Source organism: Cellulomonas fimi, from assembly GCF_028527925.1.
Lineage (GTDB): Bacteria > Actinomycetota > Actinomycetes > Actinomycetales > Cellulomonadaceae > Cellulomonas > Cellulomonas fimi_C.
In genome coordinates, this window is sequence record NZ_JAPESW010000006.1 from 1 (window position 1) to 18,661 (window position 18,661).

The 18,661-nt window shown below is 74.4% G+C and carries 19 protein-coding genes; 3 read left to right on the forward strand and 16 right to left on the reverse strand.

Annotation, left to right across the window (positions count from 1 at the left end):
* The 3 genes from OMK64_RS04405 to OMK64_RS04415 all read right to left on the reverse strand — a co-directional run.
* On the reverse strand, positions 1–894 hold an 894-nt coding region (locus OMK64_RS04405), incomplete at its 3' end, for a pyridoxal phosphate-dependent decarboxylase family protein (protein ID WP_272726781.1).
* The gene (locus OMK64_RS04410; RefSeq protein ID WP_272726783.1) at positions 891–2,282 is read right to left on the reverse strand and encodes an MFS transporter; all 1,392 of its coding nucleotides are present in this window, start codon (positions 2,280–2,282) and stop codon (positions 891–893) included. The genes OMK64_RS04410 and OMK64_RS04405, both read right to left, overlap by 4 nt.
* Before the next feature lie 92 nt (positions 2,283–2,374).
* Positions 2,375–2,740, reverse strand: a complete 366-nt coding sequence (locus OMK64_RS04415) for a hypothetical protein (protein ID WP_272726785.1) — start codon at positions 2,738–2,740, stop codon at positions 2,375–2,377.
* Positions 2,741–2,843: 103 nt separating this feature from the next.
* Here OMK64_RS04415 and legP point away from each other — a divergent pair, with 103 nt between their 5' ends.
* From legP to OMK64_RS04430, 3 genes are all read left to right on the forward strand, one after another.
* Complete coding sequence (gene legP / locus OMK64_RS04420) at positions 2,844–4,247, forward strand: Dot/Icm T4SS effector Zinc-dependent metalloprotease LegP (protein ID WP_272726788.1); 1,404 nt, start codon at positions 2,844–2,846, stop codon at positions 4,245–4,247.
* Positions 4,244–5,248, forward strand: coding sequence for an MvdC/MvdD family ATP grasp protein (locus OMK64_RS04425; protein ID WP_272726790.1), 1,005 nt, complete (start codon positions 4,244–4,246; stop codon positions 5,246–5,248). The genes legP and OMK64_RS04425 overlap by 4 nt, the downstream gene beginning before the upstream one ends.
* A gap of 133 nt (positions 5,249–5,381) precedes the next feature.
* Positions 5,382–7,622, forward strand: coding sequence for a putative bifunctional diguanylate cyclase/phosphodiesterase (locus OMK64_RS04430; RefSeq protein ID WP_272726792.1), 2,241 nt, complete (start codon positions 5,382–5,384; stop codon positions 7,620–7,622).
* Positions 7,623–7,659: 37 nt separating this feature from the next.
* Here the strand turns inward: OMK64_RS04430 and nusB are convergent, their stop codons facing one another.
* The 13 genes from nusB to OMK64_RS04495 form a co-directional block, all read right to left on the reverse strand.
* Entirely contained in the window at positions 7,660–8,076 is a 417-nt protein-coding gene (nusB, locus tag OMK64_RS04435; RefSeq protein WP_272726795.1) for a transcription antitermination factor NusB, read from the reverse strand.
* Position 8,077: 1 nt separating this feature from the next.
* A complete protein-coding gene (gene efp, locus OMK64_RS04440; RefSeq protein WP_272726797.1) occupies positions 8,078–8,641 on the reverse strand; it encodes an elongation factor P in 564 nt (187 codons plus the stop codon).
* A 203-nt stretch (positions 8,642–8,844) separates the two neighbouring features.
* Positions 8,845–9,432 (reverse strand): hypothetical protein, encoded by a 588-nt coding sequence (locus tag OMK64_RS04445; protein ID WP_272726799.1) that lies wholly within the window; start codon positions 9,430–9,432, stop codon positions 8,845–8,847.
* A gap of 16 nt (positions 9,433–9,448) precedes the next feature.
* Positions 9,449–10,084 (reverse strand): hypothetical protein, encoded by a 636-nt coding sequence (locus OMK64_RS04450; RefSeq protein ID WP_272726801.1) that lies wholly within the window; start codon positions 10,082–10,084, stop codon positions 9,449–9,451.
* A 67-nt stretch (positions 10,085–10,151) separates the two neighbouring features.
* Entirely contained in the window at positions 10,152–10,592 is a 441-nt protein-coding gene (locus OMK64_RS04455) for a type II 3-dehydroquinate dehydratase (protein WP_272726803.1), read from the reverse strand.
* Positions 10,593–10,651: 59 nt separating this feature from the next.
* A complete protein-coding gene (gene aroB, locus OMK64_RS04460) occupies positions 10,652–11,770 on the reverse strand; it encodes a 3-dehydroquinate synthase (RefSeq protein ID WP_272726805.1) in 1,119 nt (372 codons plus the stop codon).
* Positions 11,767–12,360 (reverse strand): shikimate kinase, encoded by a 594-nt coding sequence (locus OMK64_RS04465; RefSeq protein WP_272726807.1) that lies wholly within the window; start codon positions 12,358–12,360, stop codon positions 11,767–11,769. Before OMK64_RS04465 ends, aroB begins: the two co-directional genes overlap by 4 nt.
* Complete coding sequence (aroC, locus tag OMK64_RS04470; RefSeq protein ID WP_272726809.1) at positions 12,357–13,547, reverse strand: chorismate synthase; 1,191 nt, start codon at positions 13,545–13,547, stop codon at positions 12,357–12,359. Before aroC ends, OMK64_RS04465 begins: the two co-directional genes overlap by 4 nt.
* 84 nt (positions 13,548–13,631) lie before the next feature.
* Positions 13,632–14,441 (reverse strand): hypothetical protein, encoded by an 810-nt coding sequence (locus OMK64_RS04475; protein WP_272726812.1) that lies wholly within the window; start codon positions 14,439–14,441, stop codon positions 13,632–13,634.
* A 1-nt stretch (position 14,442) separates the two neighbouring features.
* Positions 14,443–15,141 carry a PilN domain-containing protein gene (locus OMK64_RS04480; RefSeq protein ID WP_272726815.1) on the reverse strand — a complete coding sequence of 233 codons (699 nt, stop codon included), beginning with the start codon at positions 15,139–15,141 and terminating at the stop codon, positions 14,443–14,445.
* A complete protein-coding gene (pilM, locus tag OMK64_RS04485; RefSeq protein WP_272726817.1) occupies positions 15,138–16,202 on the reverse strand; it encodes a type IV pilus assembly protein PilM in 1,065 nt (354 codons plus the stop codon). The genes OMK64_RS04480 and pilM overlap by 4 nt, the downstream gene beginning before the upstream one ends.
* A gap of 96 nt (positions 16,203–16,298) precedes the next feature.
* Positions 16,299–17,108, reverse strand: a complete 810-nt coding sequence (locus tag OMK64_RS04490) for a prepilin peptidase (protein WP_272726819.1) — start codon at positions 17,106–17,108, stop codon at positions 16,299–16,301.
* 15 nt (positions 17,109–17,123) lie between these two features.
* Positions 17,124–18,659, reverse strand: a complete 1,536-nt coding sequence (locus OMK64_RS04495; protein WP_272726821.1) for a hypothetical protein — start codon at positions 18,657–18,659, stop codon at positions 17,124–17,126.
* Positions 18,660–18,661 lie beyond the last annotated feature (2 nt).

The window sequence follows — 18,661 nt, forward strand, 5'->3', positions numbered from 1 at the left end:
GCGGACCCGCGCATCCTCGAGCTGGTCGAGGCGAACACCGAGCTGCTGCGCGACCCCGTCGCCGCCTCGTCGTCGCCGGTGCTGGCCGAGCTGGTCGAGCGCGCGGTGGCGGTCAAGGCGCGGGTCGCGGTAGAGGACGACGGAGGCGCCCTTGGGCGCGAAGCCGTACTTGTGCAGGTCGGCGGAGATCGAGGTGACGCCGTCGACGGCGAGGTCCCACGGCGGGACGTCGTCGCCCCACCAGGGCAGGACCCAGCCGCCGATGCACGCGTCGACGTGGCAGGCGACGCCGCGGGCCGCGGCTCCGGCTGCGACCTCGGCGACGGGGTCGACGACGCCGAACGGGTAGCTCGGCGCACTCACGACGACGAGGGCGGTGCGGTCGTCGACGGCGGCGAGGACCGCGTCGGCGTCGGGCGTGCCGCGGGCGGGGTCGACGGGGACGGGGACGACGTCGAGGTCGAGGTAGGCCGCGGCCTTGTGGAACGCGGGGTGCGCGGTCGTGGGCAGCACGAGGGTCGGTCGGTCGTGCACGCGGGTGGGGTCGGCGGCGCGCCAGGTGTCGCGCGCGGACTTGACCGCGAGCAGGCAGGACTCGGTGCCGCCGGTCGTGACGGAGCCGACGGTGCCGGGTCCGCCGTGCAGGACGTCGCGCGCGCGGGCGGCGAGGCGGCTCTCCAGGGCGGCCACGGACGTGAAGGTGGTCGGGTCGAGCCCGTTGACGGGGAGGAACAGCTCGACGGCGCGCGCGGCGACGGCGTCGAGGTCGGCGCGGCCGGAGTCGTAGACGTAGGACAGGACGCGGCCGCCGTGCGTCGGCGGGTCGGCGCGGCGCAGGTCGGCGAGGTCGGCGAGCACGTCGTCGGCAGCGCGAGCCGCCCACGCCCGCGTCACGCGGCGACCCCCGTCGCCGGCGCGTCGACGACGGCCTCGGTGAGCCGGTAGCGCGTGAGCGTCGCGACGCTCACGGCCGTGAGGACCGCGGGCAGCAGGCTGAACGCGAGCGCGATGCCCGTCACCGCCGCGGCGGGCTGGTCCGCGAGCGCGCCGCCCTCGCGCGAGACGAAGCCGGTGAGAGCGAGCGCGGCGAGGACGAGCGTCGGGCCGAGCGCGAGGCCCGCGGTCTCCGCCGCGGTCCAGACGCCGCCGAGGACGCCGGCGCGGTCGGTGCCGCGCTCGCGGGCGTCGACGGCGGCGACGTCGGGGAGCATCGCGAGGGGGAAGAGCTGCATGCCCGCGTACGCGACGCCGGCGAGGGCGACGAGCGCGTAGACCCACGGTCCGGGCGCCCACCGCATCGGCACGAGGGCGAGGGTCACCGCGACGAAGAGGCCGGACGCGGCGACGTACCCGCCGCGCTTGCCGAGCCGTCGTCCGACGCGGGTCGCGAACGGCATGACGAGCAGCGCGGGGGCGACGAGCGCGACGAACAGCACGGTCACCGCGCCCTCGTCGCCGAGGACGTAGGTCGCGACGTAGGGGGCGCACGCGAGCATCGCGCCGGTCGCGAGCGCCTGGAGCACGAACGTCGCGAGCAGCCAGCGGAAGGCGGGGATCTCGCGCAGGGCGGCGACGCCGAGGCGGAGCGCGTCGCCGCGCACGCGGGGTCGGGGCGCGACCGGAGGGCCGTCGGCGGGCGGGGTGACGGCGGCGCGCCGGGGTGCTCCCCACCACGCGCCGAGCATGCCGAGCCCGAGCACCGCACCGCAGACGACGCCCATGACGAGGTAGCCGGTGCGTCCGCCGCCGGCCGCGTCGCGCACGAGCGGCCCGCCGGCGCCGAACGCGAGGATCGCGACGGCGAGCACGGCGATGCGCGGCGCGAGGAGCCGGGTGCGTTCGGCGGAGGTCGACGCGATCTCGGCGGGCAGGGCGATGTAGGGGACCTGGAAGAGGCTGAACGCGGTCGCGGCGGCGACGAACCAGACGACCACCCAGGCGGCGGCGGGGACGCCGGCGAGGGCGGCGGGCGCGGCGAAGACGGCGGCGAACAGCGGCGGCAGCGTCAGGGCGCCCGCGAGCAGGTAGCGGCGTCGGCTGCCGTGCCGGGCGGCGGACGCGTCCGAGCGGGCGCCGACGAACGGGTCGATCACGACGTCCCAGAGCTTCGGCACGGTGACGACCAGCGACGCGAGCCCCGCGGCGACGCCGAGCGTGTCGGTGAGGTAGTACGCGAGCACCAGGCCGGGCAGCGTGCCGAAGCCGCCGGTGCCGACCGAGCCCGCGGCGTAGCCCACCACGGTGCGCCGCGGCACGTGCGCGGCGGGTGACGTCGTCGTCATGGGCGCCGATGATGCCAGGGCGGGGCCGCGGGCCGGGAGCGGCGCGCGATGCACGTCGGACGGACGGCGCGCGACGGCCGGCCGGACGGGCGTCAGACCGGGCGGACGGCGACCTCGACGTCGTCGGTGCCGTCGAGCAGGACGGGGACGGACGTCGTGGAGACGAGGTCGCCGGGTGCGAAGGCACGCGCGTCCGGGTCCGCGCCGGCCCGGACGCGGACCGTGAACCGGCGACGCGGGTCGGGCGCGGCGGTCGCGGGGACGTCGACGTCGAGGACGGTGCCGTCGGCGGGGACGTCGACGTCGCGCAGGACCCGCTCCCCCACGCGGACGGCGGGGGCGTCGGCGCGCGAGACGTCCTCGACGGACACGAGCACCGACGGCAGCGTCGTCGCGGTGCCGGTGCCGGGCAGGACGACACGCACCCGCACGCTTTCCGTGGAGCTGTCGCGCGTCATCGCTCCACGGTAGCCCGTGTGACGTATCTCACACGCACGGCCCCCGCTCCTCCTCCCCGAGGCGCGGGCCGCCCGGGCCCGCGCGCCAGGGGAAGGCACCACCATGGCCACGAAGAGCACGTCCGGGTCCGGCGGGGGCGGCGGCCGCCGGCGCACCGATCCCACCGGCGGGCCGACCGGGAGCACGCCCGAGCGTCCCGAGGAGCGGTCGTCCGTCGAGACCGGCACCACCGTCATCAGCGGCGTCGGCTTCGCCGAGAAGGCCGTCACCTACGCCAAGGTCGGCGACCTCGCGGTCTTCGAGGGTGACATCGTCCTCGGCCGGCACGCCGACCTCGAGGCGGCGCGCGCCCGGGGCGACGACGTCTCCTTCGGCGTCGCGATCACCGGCAGCCGCTACCGCTGGCCGAATGCCACCGTGCCGTACGAGATCGACCCCGCGCTGCCGAACCAGAACCGCGTGACCGACGCGATCGCGCACTGGGAGCAGCACACGCCCCTGAGGTTCGTCCAGCGGACCCCCGCGAACGCCGGCACCTACCCCAACTACGTCCGCTTCCTCGACGGCGGCGGCTGCTGGTCGGCCGTCGGGATGGTCGGGGGACGCCAGGACCTGTCCCTCGGCAGCGGCTGCACGACGGGCAACGCGATCCACGAGATCGGGCACGCGATCGGCCTCTGGCACGAGCAGAGCCGCGAGGACCGCGACAGCTTCGTCACCGTCGTCCTCGCGAACGTCGACCCCGGCTACGTGCACAACTTCGACCAGCACATCAGCGACGGCGACGACATCGGCGACTACGACTACGGCTCGATCATGCACTACCCCGCCACGGCGTTCTCGACCAACGGCCAGCCCACGATCGTGCCCGTCCAGCCCGGCGTCCAGATCGGCCAGCGGCTGCGGCTGTCCGACGGCGACATCGCCGCCGCGCGCACCCTCTACCCCACGAACCCGCAGCCGAACCTCAAGAAGCTCACCGACGACCCGGGCGGGTTCAAGAAGCCGCTCGACGACCAGGCCGGGTTCAAAAAGGTCCGCGACGACCACAAGCCGTTCGTCGACCCGCCGAAGCACCTCCTCGACCCGAAGCAGCTCCTCGACCCCAAGCACGTGTTCGACCCGCCCAAGCAGCTCACCGACCCGCCCAAGCAGCTCACCGACCCGCCCAAGCAGCTCATCGACCCGCCCAAGCAGCTCATCGACCCGCCGAAGCAGCTCATCGACCCGCCGAAGAACGCGTTCGACCCGCCCGGCGGCCTCGGCGGCGGGCTCCCGCCGATCCCGGTCCCGCAGCCCGGCGGCGGGCTCCCGTTCGCTCTCGCGACGCCCCACCACGCCGCGTCCGCGGCCGCGTACGAGCCGCCGCAGGCGTCCCCCGGGGACCAGAGCGCGGCACTCCTCGCCGCCGCGGCGCAGGCCGCCGAGGTCGCGGCCCAGGCCCTCGCGCAGGTCGCCGCCGCACTGCGCGCGCTCGGCGGCGGGCAGGCGGGGCCGGGAGCATGATCCTCATCGAGTCCCACGAGGGCGACGACCACCTCGCCCCCGTCCGCACGGAGCTCGAGCGCCGCGGCCACGACGTCGTGGTGCTCGACTCCGGGAGGTACCCCGTGGCGACCGCCGTCACGGTCGCGTACGACGACGGCGACGCACCCGCGCTCGCGGTCACGGTCGACGGCAAGGAGCACGACCTCACCGACTGCCGTGCCGCGTGGTGGCGCCGCCCGCTGCCGTACACGCTCGACCCGTCCGTGACCGACCCGGCCGCGCAGGTGTTCGCGCTCACCGAGAGCGACGAGGGCCTGCGCGGCCTGCGGGCCCTGCTCCCCGCCGTCTGGGTCAACGACCCCGACGCGGACACCCGTGCCTCGCACAAGGCGTACCAGCTGCGCGAGGCGCGCCGCGCGGGCCTCGTCACGCCGCGCACCGTCATGACCAACGACCCCGACCGGGCCCGCGCGTTCGTCGCGGCGCACGGGCCCGACCGGACCGTCTACAAGTCGTTCCTCGCCCAGGTGTCGGCATGGCGCGAGACCCGCGTCCTGCGACCCGACGAGGTCGACCTGCTCGACGCCGTACGGCACGCGCCCGTGATCTTCCAGGAGTACGTGCCCGGCGACGTCGACCTGCGCGTCACCGTCGTCGGGGACGCCGTGCACGCCGCCGCGATCCACTCCGCCCGGACCGCGTACGCGCTCGACTTCCGGCTCGAGCTCGACACCGTGCCGATGGAGCCGTACCCGCTGCCCGACCCCGTCCACGAGGCCGTGCTGCGCCTGATGCGCCGCCTCGGGCTCGTCTACGGCGCGATCGACCTGCGGGTCCGCCCCGACGGCGAGCACGTCTTCTTCGAGGTCAACCCGTCGGGGCAGTGGCTCTTCGTCGAGGAGCGCACCGGCCTGCCGCTGACCCGTGCGTTCGTCGACGTGCTCTCCGGTCTCGACCGCGCACCCGCCGACGGGTGCGTCACGTGCGAGCAGAACCGGCCCCGCACCGCACCGTCCTGACCCGCCGCGCCCCCCGTCGTGCGTCCGTCGTGCGTCCGGTCGCCGCCGTCACCCGGACGGGCGGCGACCGGACGAGCACAGCATCACCCGGATGCCAGTCATGCCCCGTGACCTGCGCGCCGATGTCTAGGAGGTGCTGGGTCCCGTACCGGTGTGGGTCACCGTGCTGCAGCTGCTCGTCGCCGGTCTCGTGGCGGGCTTCTGCGTGCTGCACTGGCTCTGGCGCCGCGGCGACGGACGCCACCCCGGTGCCGCGTGGTCGCTCATGTGGTCCGCCGACGTCGCGCTGCTCCTGCTCGTCGGCGGCCTGTTCCCGCTCGTCCCCGCCGGACTCCCCCGCGACACCGTCGAGGTCACGTACGGCCTCCTCGTAGCCGGCTTCCTGCTCATCGCGCTGCCCGCGGCGCGGGCCATCGGGCACGGCAGCCCGGTCCGGTGGTGGGTCGTCGTCGCCACCGCGCTGCTCGTCACCCGCACGGTCTCGTGGTTCCTCCCCGGGATCGAGGCGACGCTCCTCGATTCCGGCTGCCTGCTCGGCGCGATCCTCGTCGTCATCGTCTACGTGCTCGTCGCGTTCGGCCGCACCCCGATCGGGCGGCTCGGCACGCTGCTGGTCATCGCGGGCGTCGAGTCGGTCGCGATCCTCCTCGCGGGGATCCTGCTGCCCGACGAGTCGCTCAGCGCGATCCTCGCGGCCCTGTGGGCCGTCCCGCTCGCCGTCGGGCTCGAGGTGCTCGCGCTGCGCCGGCTCGTCGGTGCGCAGGACGCCGCCGCACGCCAGCACCGCATGCGCGACGCCGTCGCGAGCCTGTCCAACGCCGCGTGGTTCGCCAAGGACCCCGAGCGCCTGCTGCTGACCGCCCGCGACGCCGCCCGCGCCGTCCTCGAGGACGACACCATCGAGGGCTCGCTGCGCCCGATCGCCCGCGGCCGGTTCGTCGCCGAGCTGTACCCGGCCGAGGGCACCGACCTCGACCCGCACGCCCGCAGCTTCCTCGTCGACCTCGCGCAGATCGTCGCGGCCGCGGGTGAGCGCTACCACCTCAACGACCGGCTGCACGCGACCGCGTTCTCCGACCCGCTCACCACGCTGCCCAACCGGCGCGCGGTCGAGCAGCACCTCGTCGACGTGCTCGACCGCGCCAACGTCGAGCGGACACGTGTCGCCGTCGTCTACTGCGACGTCGACGGCTTCAAGCGCGTCAACGACGAGCTCGGCCACGCCCGGGGCGACGCCCTGCTCGCGCGCGTCGCCGACCACCTCCGCACGGTCGTCACCGGCGAGGACGTGCTCGTCGGACGGCTCGGCGGTGACGAGTTCGTCGCGATCGTCGCGCGCGCGCCCGAGGACGCCGCGCTCGTCGCGCTCGCCCGCTCGCTGCGCGAGGGCTTCGAGGACCGGTCGCACGGGGGCCGCCCCACGCGGCTCACCGTCGGCGTCGCGACCTGGGTGCCCGGCGACGTCGTCGACCCGGACGCGCTCGTCCGGCACGCCGACACCGCGATGCTCGAGGCCAAGCGCTCGCGCAGCGGGTTCCGCGTCTTCGACCGCGCGCTGCGCCGGCGCGTCGAGGCCGAGCGGCTGCAGCGCGTCGCGCTCGAGGAGGCCGTCGCCCTCGGGCAGTTCACCGCGCACTTCCAGCCCGTCGTCGACACGACGACGCTCGAGGTGCTCCAGGTCGAGGCGCTCGCACGGTGGAACCACCACGGCCACCTCGTCCTGCCGGCGGACTGGCTCGACCTCGCCGAGGAGTCGGGCCTCATCGTCCCGATCGGCCTGGCCGTGCTGCGCGAGAGCCGGCGCGCGCTCGACCGCTTCCAGATGCCCGTCGCCGTCAACGTCGCGGCCCGTCAGCTCACCGAGCCCGACGCGCTCGAGCAGTTCGAGACCGCGTGGGGCGACTCCTACTGGGAGCACCTCACGCTCGAGATCACCGAGAGCGCCCTCGTGCAGACCGTGCAGGCCGTCCCCGTGCTGTCGGAGCTGCGGGCCCGGGGCGCGCGCGTCGCCGTCGACGACTTCGGCACCGGCTACAGCTCGATCTCCCGGCTCGGGCGCCTGCCCGTCGACGTGCTCAAGATCGACCGCTCGTTCATCCGCGAGATCGACACCGAGCGCGGACGCGGGGCCGTACGCGCGATCCTCGCGCTCGCCGAGAACCACGGCCTCGACGTCGTCGCCGAGGGCGTGGAGACCGCCGCCCAGCTGACCACGCTCGTCGACCTCGGGGTGCGCCGGGTGCAGGGGAACTTCCTCGGCCGCGCCACGCCGTCGCTGCCGGTGCGCGGGCCCCGGCCCGTCACCGAGTCGATCCCCGTCGTGACGCCCGCGCGCACGCTCCGCAGCGTGCCGACGGCCCGCGTCGCTCGGTAGACGCGGGCCGTCGGGCGGTCCTTCGGGGGCGTGCGGCTCAGGCGAGGAGCGTCGGCTTCAGGTCGACGATCCGGCCGAGCAGGCCGTTGACGAACGACGGGGAGTCGTCGGTCGACAGCGCACGCGCGAGCTCGACGGCCTCGTCCACGGCGACCGCGTCGGGCACGTCGTCGTTGAAGAGCACCTCCCACGTGCCGATCCGCAGCAGCGCACGGTCGACCGCGGGCATCCGCTCGATCGTCCAGCCGTGTGCGTGGGTCGCGAGCAGCTCGTCGATCCGCTCACGGTGGGCGACGACCCCTTCGACGAGCTCGACCGAGTACTGCGGCAGCGCCGCCTCGGTGCCGGGCTCGGCGATGCGCTGCGCGAGCAGCGTCACCGGGTCGAGCCCGCGCTGGTCGGCCTCGAAGAGGACGTCGAGGGCCCGCTTGCGGGCCTTGGTGCGTGCTCCCACGTCAGTCGTTCACGCGGCCCAGGTAGCTGCCGTCGCGCGTGTCGACCTTGACCTTGGTGTTCGCCTCGAGGAACAGCGGCACCTGGATCTCGTAGCCCGTCTCGAGCGTCGCGGGCTTGGTGCCCGCCGACGAGCGGTCGCCCTGCAGGCCCGGCTCGGTGTAGGTGACCTCGAGGACGACCGACGGCGGGAGCTCGACGTACAGCGGCACGCCCTCGTTGGTCGCGACGAGCGCGCTCTGGTTCTCCAGCATGAAGTTCGCGGCGTCGCCGACGGTGGCGGCCGGGACGTGCAGCTGGTCGTACGTGTCCGTGTCCATGAACACGAAGTCGTCGCCGTCCTTGTACAGGTACTGGTAGTCGCGCTTGTCGACGTTCGCGGTCTCGACCTTGATGCCGGCGTTGAACGTCTTGTCGACGACCTTGCCGGACAGGACGTTCTTCAGCTTGGTGCGGACGAACGCGCCGCCCTTGCCGGGCTTGACGTGCTGGAACTCGACGACGGTCCACAGCTGCCCGTCGATCCGCAGCACGGTGCCGTTCTTGAGGTCGTTCGTGGTCGCCACAGTCGTCGCTTCCTGTCGTGGGTTCGGGAGGATTCGCGGTGCCGCCGGGACGCGCACGCCGACCGGCGCAGGTGCGCCTGGGCTGTCGCGTGGCCCCGGGCAGGCCGCAGACCGCCGACCATCCTACCGTGCGCGCACGTCCCGGCCCGTCGCACGTGCCACGCGGCTCGTGACGCTGCGCGCCACCCGGCGCCGGGCCGATGTCAGAGCGTGAGCGCCCACGCGGCGCCGAAGCCGACGGCCGCCGACCACAGGAGCGACGCGAGCGTGCCGATGACGAACCGCTCCGACGCCCCCGGGTTCTCGCGCAGCTCGGGGTAGCGGCCGAGGCCCTTGACCGCGACGACCACCGCGATGCCTCCCGCCTCGCCGACGAGGAAGCAGCCCGTCACGGCGAGCCGCTCGAGGATGCCCACCCAGGTCCCGCCGCGCAGCACCGCCTGCGCGCCCTCACCCTGCGGGCCGTCGGACACGGCCAGCGGCGACGGGTGCGGTCCGGCGGGCGCCGCCTGCGGGTCGGCCGTCGCGACCGCGGTGCGTGCCGGCGCGGCGGGCTGCGCCGTGCCGGCCGCCGCGTCGGTCGGCGCTGCGCCCGGCCCACCGTCCGCGGACGGCGTGGCGGTCGGGGTCGGGGTCGCCGTCGACAGCGCGTGCGCGCCCGCGTGGCCCGGACGGCCCGCGTCGTGCGACCGCGAGGCGAGGCGCAGGACGAGGGACACGACGGGCCAGCCGCCCGCCGCCGAGAGCGCGAGCGCGGCGACGACGACGGCCGCGACCAGCGGTGCGGGCATGGGACCTCCGGGGACGTCAGGGACGAGCCGGACGATCCTCCCCCACTCCCTGCGCCCAGGCCAGCAGCCGCGCGGCGGCCGGTCGCGCCGCACGCTCCTCGGCCCACAGAGCGGCGCGCAGACGCTGGCTCACGGCCTGCTGCGTGACGCCGAGCCGGGCCGCGAGCTCCTCCTGGCGGGGCGCCTCGACGCTCATCGCGTCGGCCACCGCCCACCCTGCGTCCGACCGGCGGGCGGCGACGGCCGCGACCAGCACGAGGACCGCCTCCGCGTCCCGACCGGCGCCGTCGTCGCGCCCGCGCACGGCGAGCGGGACGGTGCGGCTGCGGCTCTTGGCCGCCTCGACCGCCGCGCGCGCGAGCACGAACGCCGGTCCGCTGCCCGCGCGGGGCGAGTCGGGCAACGGCTCGTCGACCGGTCCCGCACCGATCCCGACGGTCCAGCCGCCGAGCCGCAGGACGTGCAGCGCGACGTCGACCACGGCGCCGGCGTCGTCGTAGACGCCCTGCACCTCGTCGCCGACGGTGCGTTCGAACCCGCGCAGCGGCGCCTCGCCGGTGCGGTCGTGGTGCGCGGCGAGCGCGTCGAGCAGGTGCTCGACGCGGTCGCCGTGGCGTCGGCTCCCCCGCTGGTCGATCGTGAGGACGAACATGCGACAAGTGTGCATGCTTGTAGACGAACGGACAAGCGTGCAGCCTTGTCGGCGATGGGACGCGGAGTCAGACGCGCAGCGCGACCGCCGTGAGCGCGAGGCGGTAGGAGTCGAAGCCGAACCCCGCGACCGTCCCCGTCGACACCGCGCCGACGACCGACGTGTGCCGGAACGCCTCACGCGCGTAGGGGTTCGTGATGTGCACCTCGACGAGCACCAGGCCTGCCGACGTCACCTGCGCGGCCGCGTCGCGCAGCGCGTACGAGTAGTGCGTGAACGCGGCCGGGTTCAGCACGACGTGCGCGCGCGTGTCGACGGCCTCGTGCAGCCAGCCGACGAGCTCGGACTCGTCGTCCGTCTGGCGCACGTCGGCGTCGATGCCGAGGTCCACGCACCACTTGTCGACGGACGCCGCCAGGTCGTCGAACGACGCCGACCCGTACACGTCGGGCTCACGCACCCCCAGCCGGGCCAGGTTGGGACCGTTGAGCACCAGCACGCGCGTCATCGCCCCAGCCTAGGCGACGCGCCTGGGCGCGCCGCGCCGCGACCCGCCCCTCGGACGCGTCAGAGCGACACCGCACGCGACGGTGCCGGCGCCCCCTCGCTGACCTCGGCGTACGCGGCCGCGAGCAGCGTCGGGTCCGGGCCCTCGAGCCGCACGGGACGGCCGACGTCCTCGAGCACGACGAACCGCAGCAGGTCGCCGCGCGTCTTCTTGTCCCGCCGCATCGCGGCCACCAGACGGTCCCAGCGGTCGCCGCGGTAGGACACCGGCAGCCCCAGCGACGTGAGGATCGCGCGGTGCCGCTCGACGACGTCGTCCGAGAGCCGGCCGGCCAGCCGCGCGAGCTCCGCCACGAAGACCATGCCCACCGACACCGCGGCGCCGTGCCGCCACTGGTACCGCTCGACCTGCTCGATCGCGTGGCCGAACGTGTGCCCGTAGTTGAGGATCTCGCGCAGGCCCGCCTCCTTGAGGTCCTCCCCCACGACCCGCGCCTTGACCGCCACCGCGCGCTCGACCAGCTCGGCCAGCACCGGCGACGACGAGGCGGCGACGGGGTCGCGCAGCAGCTCGGTGTTCGCCTCGACCAGCTCGAGGATGCGCGGGTCCGCGATGAACCCGCACTTCACGACCTCCGCGAGCCCGGCCACGAAGTCGTGCGGCGGCAGCGACTCGAGCGCCGCGAGGTCGCACAGGACGCCCGCGGGCGGGTGGAACGCACCGACGAGGTTCTTGCCCTCGGCCGTGTTGATGCCCGTCTTGCCGCCGACGGCCGCGTCGACCATCGCGAGCAGCGTCGTCGGGACCTGCACGACCCGGATGCCGCGCAGCCAGGTGGCCGCCACGAACCCGCCGAGGTCCGTCGTCGCACCGCCGCCGAGCGCCACGACGGCGTCCGACCGCGTGAAGTCCGCCTGCCCCAGCACGCCCCACAGGAACGCCGCGACCTGCGCGGTCTTCGCGGCCTCCGCGTCCGGGACCTCGGCCACGAACGCCTCGAAGCCAGCCGCCAGCAGGTCCTCCCGCACGGCCTCGGCCGACGTCGCGAGCGCGGCGGGGTGCACCACGAGCACCCGGCGCACCCCCTCGCCCAGCAGCGCGGGCAGCTCGCCCAGCAGGTGCCGGCCGATCACCACGTCGTACGGCTGGTCGCCGTGCACCCGGACCGTCGTGCTCATCGCTCCCCCTCCGCTGCGTCCGCCGCGTCGCCCACCCGCAGCGCCGCCAGACCGTCCTCCACCGCCACCGCCACGTCGGCGGGCCGCAGCCCGTCCGTCAGGACGCGCAGCGTCGCGACCTCCTCGTACACCGGGCGCCGCTCCTCCATGAGCACCTGCCACCGCGCCCGGGGGTTGCCGAGCAGCAGCGGTCGCGACTGGTTGAACCCCACGCGCGGCGCGGCGTGCGCGAGCGTGACGTCGAGGAAGACGACCGCGCCGCCACGGGCCCGGTACTCCGCGAGCGCCGCGCGCGTGTCCGCGTGCAGCACGGCGCCGCCGCCGAGGGCGAGCACGCCGTCGTGCTCGGCGAGCGCCGCGAGCACCGCGTCACGCTCGAGCGCGCGGAAGTGCGGCTCGCCGTCGTCGACGAAGATCTCCGCGATCGGCTTGCCGGCCGTGCGCTCGACGTCGGCGTCGGTGTCGCGCACGCTGAGCTGCCAGCGCTCCCCGAGCGCGTGCCCGACGGTCGACTTGCCGGACCCGGGTGGGCCGACGAGGACGACGCGCGGACCCGCCGCGCCGGTCCCGGGGCCCGTCGCGCGCGTCACGACAGCAGCGACGGGATCGCCGCGACGTACGCGTCGAGGTTGCGCCGCACCTCGGCGACCGAGTCGCCGCCCGTCTTCTCCAGCAGCGCGTCGGCGACCACGAGGGCGACCATCGCCTCCGCGACCACGGCCGCCGGCGGGACCGCGCACACGTCCGAGCGCTGGTGCTGCGCCTTCGCCGCCTCGCCCGTCGCGGTGTCGACCGTGTCCAGCGCGCGCGGCACCGTGGAGATCGGCTTCATCGCGGCCCGCACGCGCAGGACCTCGCCGTTCGTCATGCCGCCCTCGAGACCGCCCGCGCGGTTCGTGCGCCGGACGATGCGCCCCGACGCGTCGCGCTCGATCTCGTCGTGGGCCGCCGAGCCGCGCCGGGCCGCCGTGCGGAACCCGTCGCCGACCTCGACGCCCTTGATGGCCTGGATGCCCATGAGCGCGCCCGCGAGCCGCGCGTCGAGCCGCCGGTCCGCGTGCACGTACGAGCCGAGCCCCGACGGGAGCCCGTACACGAGCACCTCGACCACACCGCCGAGCGTGTCGCCGTCCTTGTGGCACTGGTCGATCTCGGCGACCATCGCGGCCGACGTCGCCGCGTCGAAGCAGCGCACGGGGTCGGCGTCCAGCGCCGCGACGTCGTCGGGCGTCGGCAGCGCCGCGTCGTCCGGGACCGCGACCGGGCCGATGCCGACCACGTGCGACACGAGGCGGACGCCGGCGGCCTGCTCCAGCAGGTGCGCCGCGACCGTGCCGAGCGCGACGCGGGTCGCCGTCTCCCGGGCGCTCGCACGCTCGAGCACGGGGCGCGCGTCGTCGAACGCGTACTTGCGCATGCCGACGAGGTCGGCGTGGCCCGGTCGCGGGCGCGTGAGCGGCGCGTTGCGGGCGCGGTTGAGCACCTCGGGGTCGTCGACCGGGTCCGCCGACATGACGTCGACCCACTTGGGCCACTCGGTGTTGCCGATCTCGATCGCGACCGGACCGCCCTGCGTGCGCCCGTGCCGGACGCCGCCGAGCAGGCGCACCTCGTCCTGCTCGAACTTCATGCGGGCACCGCGCCCGTAGCCGAGCCGACGGCGGGCCAGCGCCGCCTGGATGTCGGAGGAGCGGACCTCGACGTCCGCCGGGACGCCCTCGAGGATCCCGACCAGCGCCGGACCGTGGGACTCACCGGACGTCAACCAACGCAGCATGGGCCGCATCCTCCCACGTGGTGCGCACCACGAAGGGCCGGGTCCGCCTCGTGGGCGGGCCCGGCCCTTCGTGGGTGGCGTCGGTCAGCGACCGTCGACGGGGACCATCGGGTTCTTCCCCGGCACGGCACCGGGCAGGGCCGGCGCGGGTGCCGTCGGGTCGACCGGCTGAGCCGCGGCGAGCGCGTCGGGCAGCACGTAGGTCTGGCCAGTGACGACGAGCTCGAGGTCGCCCACCGCCGTCGCCGGCTTGCCGCCGCCCTCGTCGGCCTGCTTCTGGGACGTCCCGACGAGCCCGCTGACGTACATGAGCCGCGGGGTGCCGGCCTGCAGGTCGGCGAGGAACGCGAGGGTGGCGTCGTAGGTGCCGAGGACCGTGAGCGAGAACGGGATCGCGGTGAAGCCGGCGGGCGCCGCCGCGGTCGCGCCGGCCGTCTGCCCGGCCGCCGGGTCCGTCGTCTCCGAGCCCTCGGCGGGCGCGGACTCGGTGCCCTCGCCCGACGTCTCCGGGGCCGGCGTCGCCGCGGGCTCCGGGGCGACGACCGTCACGAGCTCGGGGGTGCCCGGGCTGATCGCCGTGATCGTCACGCCGCGTGCGGTCGCGATCGCGTCGAGCTGCCGGATGTAGTCGGACAGCAGCGCGTCGGCCGGCACCTGGGTGCGGATCTGGTCGAGCTCCGCCCGGTACTCGGGCAGCTTGGCGAAGTCGGCCGCGAGCTTGGCGACCCGCAGCTCGAGCATCTCGTTGAACTCGCGCGTCTGCTCCGCCTGGTCCCGCAGCTCGGACGCCGCTGCGAGCGTCGGCGAGATCGCGAGGAACCACGACGCGGCCATGATCACGAGGGCGACGAAGACCGTCCCGCCGATCCACGTGCGCTTCTTGGCGCCGCTCATGTCAGCCCTCCCCCTCGGTCTGGTCGAAGCGGTGCGTGAACGCCGCCTCCGTGAACTGCACCGTCGCGGTGACGGTGTAGTAGGTGCCGGTGTCGTCCGACGTGACCATCGCCGACGACGTCCACGGGTCCGCGAACCCGGGCACGGACGACATCCCGTCGAGCCACGCGGCGGTGTCGGGCACCGTCACCGAGCGCGCGGTGAACGTGATCTGGCCCGCGCTCACGTCCTGGAGCGGGTTGGGCGCGACCGCGGTCGCCGCCGGGTCGTTCGCGGCGACGGTCAGGGTGTCGATGCTGACGCCCGCGGGCAGCACGGCCGTCAGGGCGTCGAGGTAGGACTTCCATGCGACGTCGGCCCCCATCCCGAGGGTGCGCGCCTGCTGGGCCTGGTCGAGCGCGCCGAGGACCTGCGGGACCTCGGCGTACTTCGCCTGCTCCTGCTCGAGCCGCGTCGTCTCCGCCTGCGCGTCGGCGAGCTGGGTCGCGGCGGTGGCGCCGGAGATCAGGGCGAGCCCGAACGCACCGACGCACGCGACGAAGGTGACGGCCAGCGCGATGAGCAGCCACCGCTTGGTGGTGCGCAGGCCGCGGGCCGCGCGCACCTCCGGCGGGAGCAGGTTGACCTGCGGCAGCGTCGGGCTCAGCGCGGTGCCGCCGCCCGAGCGGGTGCGCGGCTTCTTCTCGAGGACGGTGGTCATGCTGCGACTCCATAGGCCAGACCCACGGGCAGGGCGACGAACGACTCGTGCCCGTTGAGCGACTCGCGTGCGAAGGTCTTCGCGGCGCGCAGACCGAGCAGCGGGTCGCCCATGGTGACGGGCAGCCGGCTGGCGCTCGAGAGGTACTGGCCGAGACCGGGCAGCTGAGCGCCGCCGCCGGACAGGACGACGACGTCGATCGCGGCGCCCTGGTTGTTGCCGGCGTAGTACACGAACGTGTTCCGCACGGACTCGACGAGGGTCCGCACGACCGTGCCGATGGCGTCGGACGCGTCCTGGCGGTCGCGGCCCACGGCGAAGCCCACGCCGACCTCACGCTTGACCATCTCCGCCTCCTGCGCGGTGATGCCCATGGCGCTCGCGACGGCGTTGGTGATGTTCTGCCCGCCGGTGGGCAGGGACCGCACGAGGCGCGGGGTGCCGTGCGCGGAGATGACGACGGTCGTGATGGTCGCGCCGACGTCGACGAACGCCGCGGTCGAGCGCGCGAGGTCGCCCCGGGCGAGCGCGCGGTGCAGCGCGAAGGCGTTGAGGTCGACCATGGTGGGCCGCAGGCCGGCGCCCTCGACGGCGAGGACGTTCGCGCTCACCGTGTCGCGCTGGGCGGCGACGAGCATGCCGTGCACCTGGCGCCCCTGCGGGGAGTCGTACTCGGCCGTCGGGTAGAAGTCGAGCAGCGCGTCGTCCGTGGACATCGGCAGCATCTCGTGCACCTGGTACGGCAGCGACGCCTTGATCTGCGCCAGCGGCATCCAGGGCAGGTCGAGCTCGCGCACGATGACGCGCTGGTTGCCGACGCCGATGACGACGTCCTTCGACACGAACTTCGCCTGCGCCCAGAGCTGGCGCAGCGCCTGCGAGACGGTCTCGGGCTGGACGACCTCGCCGTCGCGCACCGCACCGAGCGGGAGCTGGACCTGTCCGAACCGGACGAGGGTGGGCGGGTTCTTCCCCGTCGGGCCGCCGCTCCCGAACTCGATCTCGGCGGCACGGACACAGGACGAACCGATGTCGAGCCCGATGACACGTGTGGTGGCCACGAGGGTCCTTCCGGGAGGGCGACGATTCCTCCCTGCTATCGGCGAAGGCCCGCCCGAACTTGAGCCGTTACGCGGCACCTGTTCGGTTCGCGCGCGTCACAGGAGGCCGAGGTACGCGCCCCAGACCGTCTCGCCGACGAACACGCCGACACCGGCGCCGAGCAGCATCCAGGGACCGAACGGGATGCGGGACTTGCGGCCGGCCCTTCCCGCGATCATGAGCCCGACGGAGAAGAGCCCGCCGATGAGGTAGGCGGCGAACCAGCCGACGGCGAGCGAGCCCCAGCCGAACCAGCCCAGGTACAGGCCGAGGACGCCGGCGAGCTTGACGTCCCCGAGGCCCATGCCCGGCGGGTACACGAACCACGTGACCGCGTACACGGCGAGCAGGATCACGCCGCCGACGAGCGCACGGCCAAGCGCACCCCAGTCGGGGTCGCCGCCGGGGTTCGCGCTCGCCAGCGTCAGCAGGACCAGCGCGACCGGGTAGGACGGCAGGACGATCGCGTCGGGCAGGCGCCGGACGTCGATGTCGATGAGCGCGAGCGCGACGCTGATCGCGACGAGGTAGAGCAGCCCGGGAAGGATCCACGCGGGCCCGGTGAACCAGGCCGCGAGCGCGAAGAGCAGCCCCGTCGCGAGCTCGACCGCGGGATACCGGGCCGAGATCGGCGCCCCGCAGTCCCGGCAGCGACCGCGCAGGACGAGCCAGGAGACCACGGGCACGTTGTCGCGGGCGCGGATGCGGTGACCGCACGCCGGGCACGCGCTGGGCGGGTGCACCACGGACTGGCCGCGGGGCACCCGCCAGACGACGACGTTGAGGAACGACCCGACGAGGAGGCCGAACAGGCCGACGACGAGCGGGAGCACGGTCGGGACCGCCTCGAGGACGTCGGGTGTCATGCGGGCGCTCCGGCGTCAGGCGTTCTCACGCTTGTACAGGATCTCGATGTTGTAGTACTCGACGGCCGTGGTCGCGGACTGCACACCCCACACCGGCAGGGGCTGGTAGTACATCTCGAGGCGGTTGTCGATGGTAGCCGTGCCGCCCGCGTAGATCTGGCCGTAGTGCTCGGTGTTGTTGGCCTTGCGGATGCTGCACGGCGAGTACATCAGCACGTCGACCGTGTTCTCCACCGTCACCTGGTTGTCGAGCGAGATGCCGTCCCCGCACGACCCGGGGTTCGTGACCGCGTCGTACGGCTGGATGAGGTACAGGTGCCGCGAGTCGCCCGTCGTGGAGCGGATCCGCGTCTGGTTCGTGAAGCCCACGCCGCCCTTCGCGAAGATCGCGAGGTTCTGGTTCATGTCGATGTTGATGCCCTGGAGCGTGACCTTCATGTCGCAGTTCGACCGCACGATGGTCGGACCCGACAGCTTCCACGCGTTCGCGTACAGCCACGCACCGACGGTGTCGGCCTTGCCGTTGAGGCTCGTCGACTTGCCGTCGCGGCCGACTAGGTTCGGGCCGTTGTACCAGCCGCAGTTCGGGCTCGAGAACGTGACGACGGTCGAGAAGCCGCCCTCGTTCACCCACGCGGGGTCCGTCATGGACGCCCAGTTGATGATCGGGAACGTCGCGACGGCGGGCGGCGCGACGCTCTGGCCGCCGACGCACTTGCCCGCGGTGCTGCACACGTTCCCCGTGACGGTCCCGGACGCGCGGGCCTGCTGCCCGAGCTTGGCCGGGCCGAGCGAGATGCTGCCGTTCGACACGAGGGCGCGACCGTTGATCGTGACACCCGGGTTCGTGGCGGTGATCCCGGTGCGGGCGTGCGCGTCGACCTCGATCGTGCAGGTGTTCTCGAGGCGGATCTGGCCCTGCGCCGAGATGGAGCCGAAGTAGTGCTGGTTGTTCGAGCACGTGACGTCGCCGTTGGTGTACACGTCGGCGTCGGGCTGGCCGTCCTGCCCGTAGATGTTCGCCTGGTTGGCGAGGCGCACACCGGCGTTGCCGAAGATCGCCTTGTCGAGGTCGTTGCCGAACGAGGGGTTCAGGCGCACGAGCGTCTCGACCGTGCGCTCCGCGGGCTGCGTGCCCGCGATCGGGCCGGTGTCCGCGGTGGTCCGGATCGAGGCCTGCGCGAGGCGGGTCGACGCGAGCGCGGCGCACGGCACCGTCGCGCCCGACGCGTCGTAGTACGTCACGGTCGACGTGCGGTCGACCGAGTCGGCGCCGAGGCTCGCCGCGTCGGTCAGCGGACCGCACGGCAGCAGCCCGGGCGACGTCGACTGGATCGTGGCGATCAGGCCGTCGACCCGCGCCTCCGCGGCGGCGACGGCGACCGAGCGTGCACGGTCGCGCCCGGTCGCGCGGGTCTCGTAGACCGCCACGCTCACGATGGCGAGCGCGAGCATGCCGACGACCATCGCGACCGCCACGGCGGCGACGATCGCGATGCCGTCGTCCTCGTGGCGTCGGGCCAGCACGCGGCGCAGTCCTCGATCGGACACGT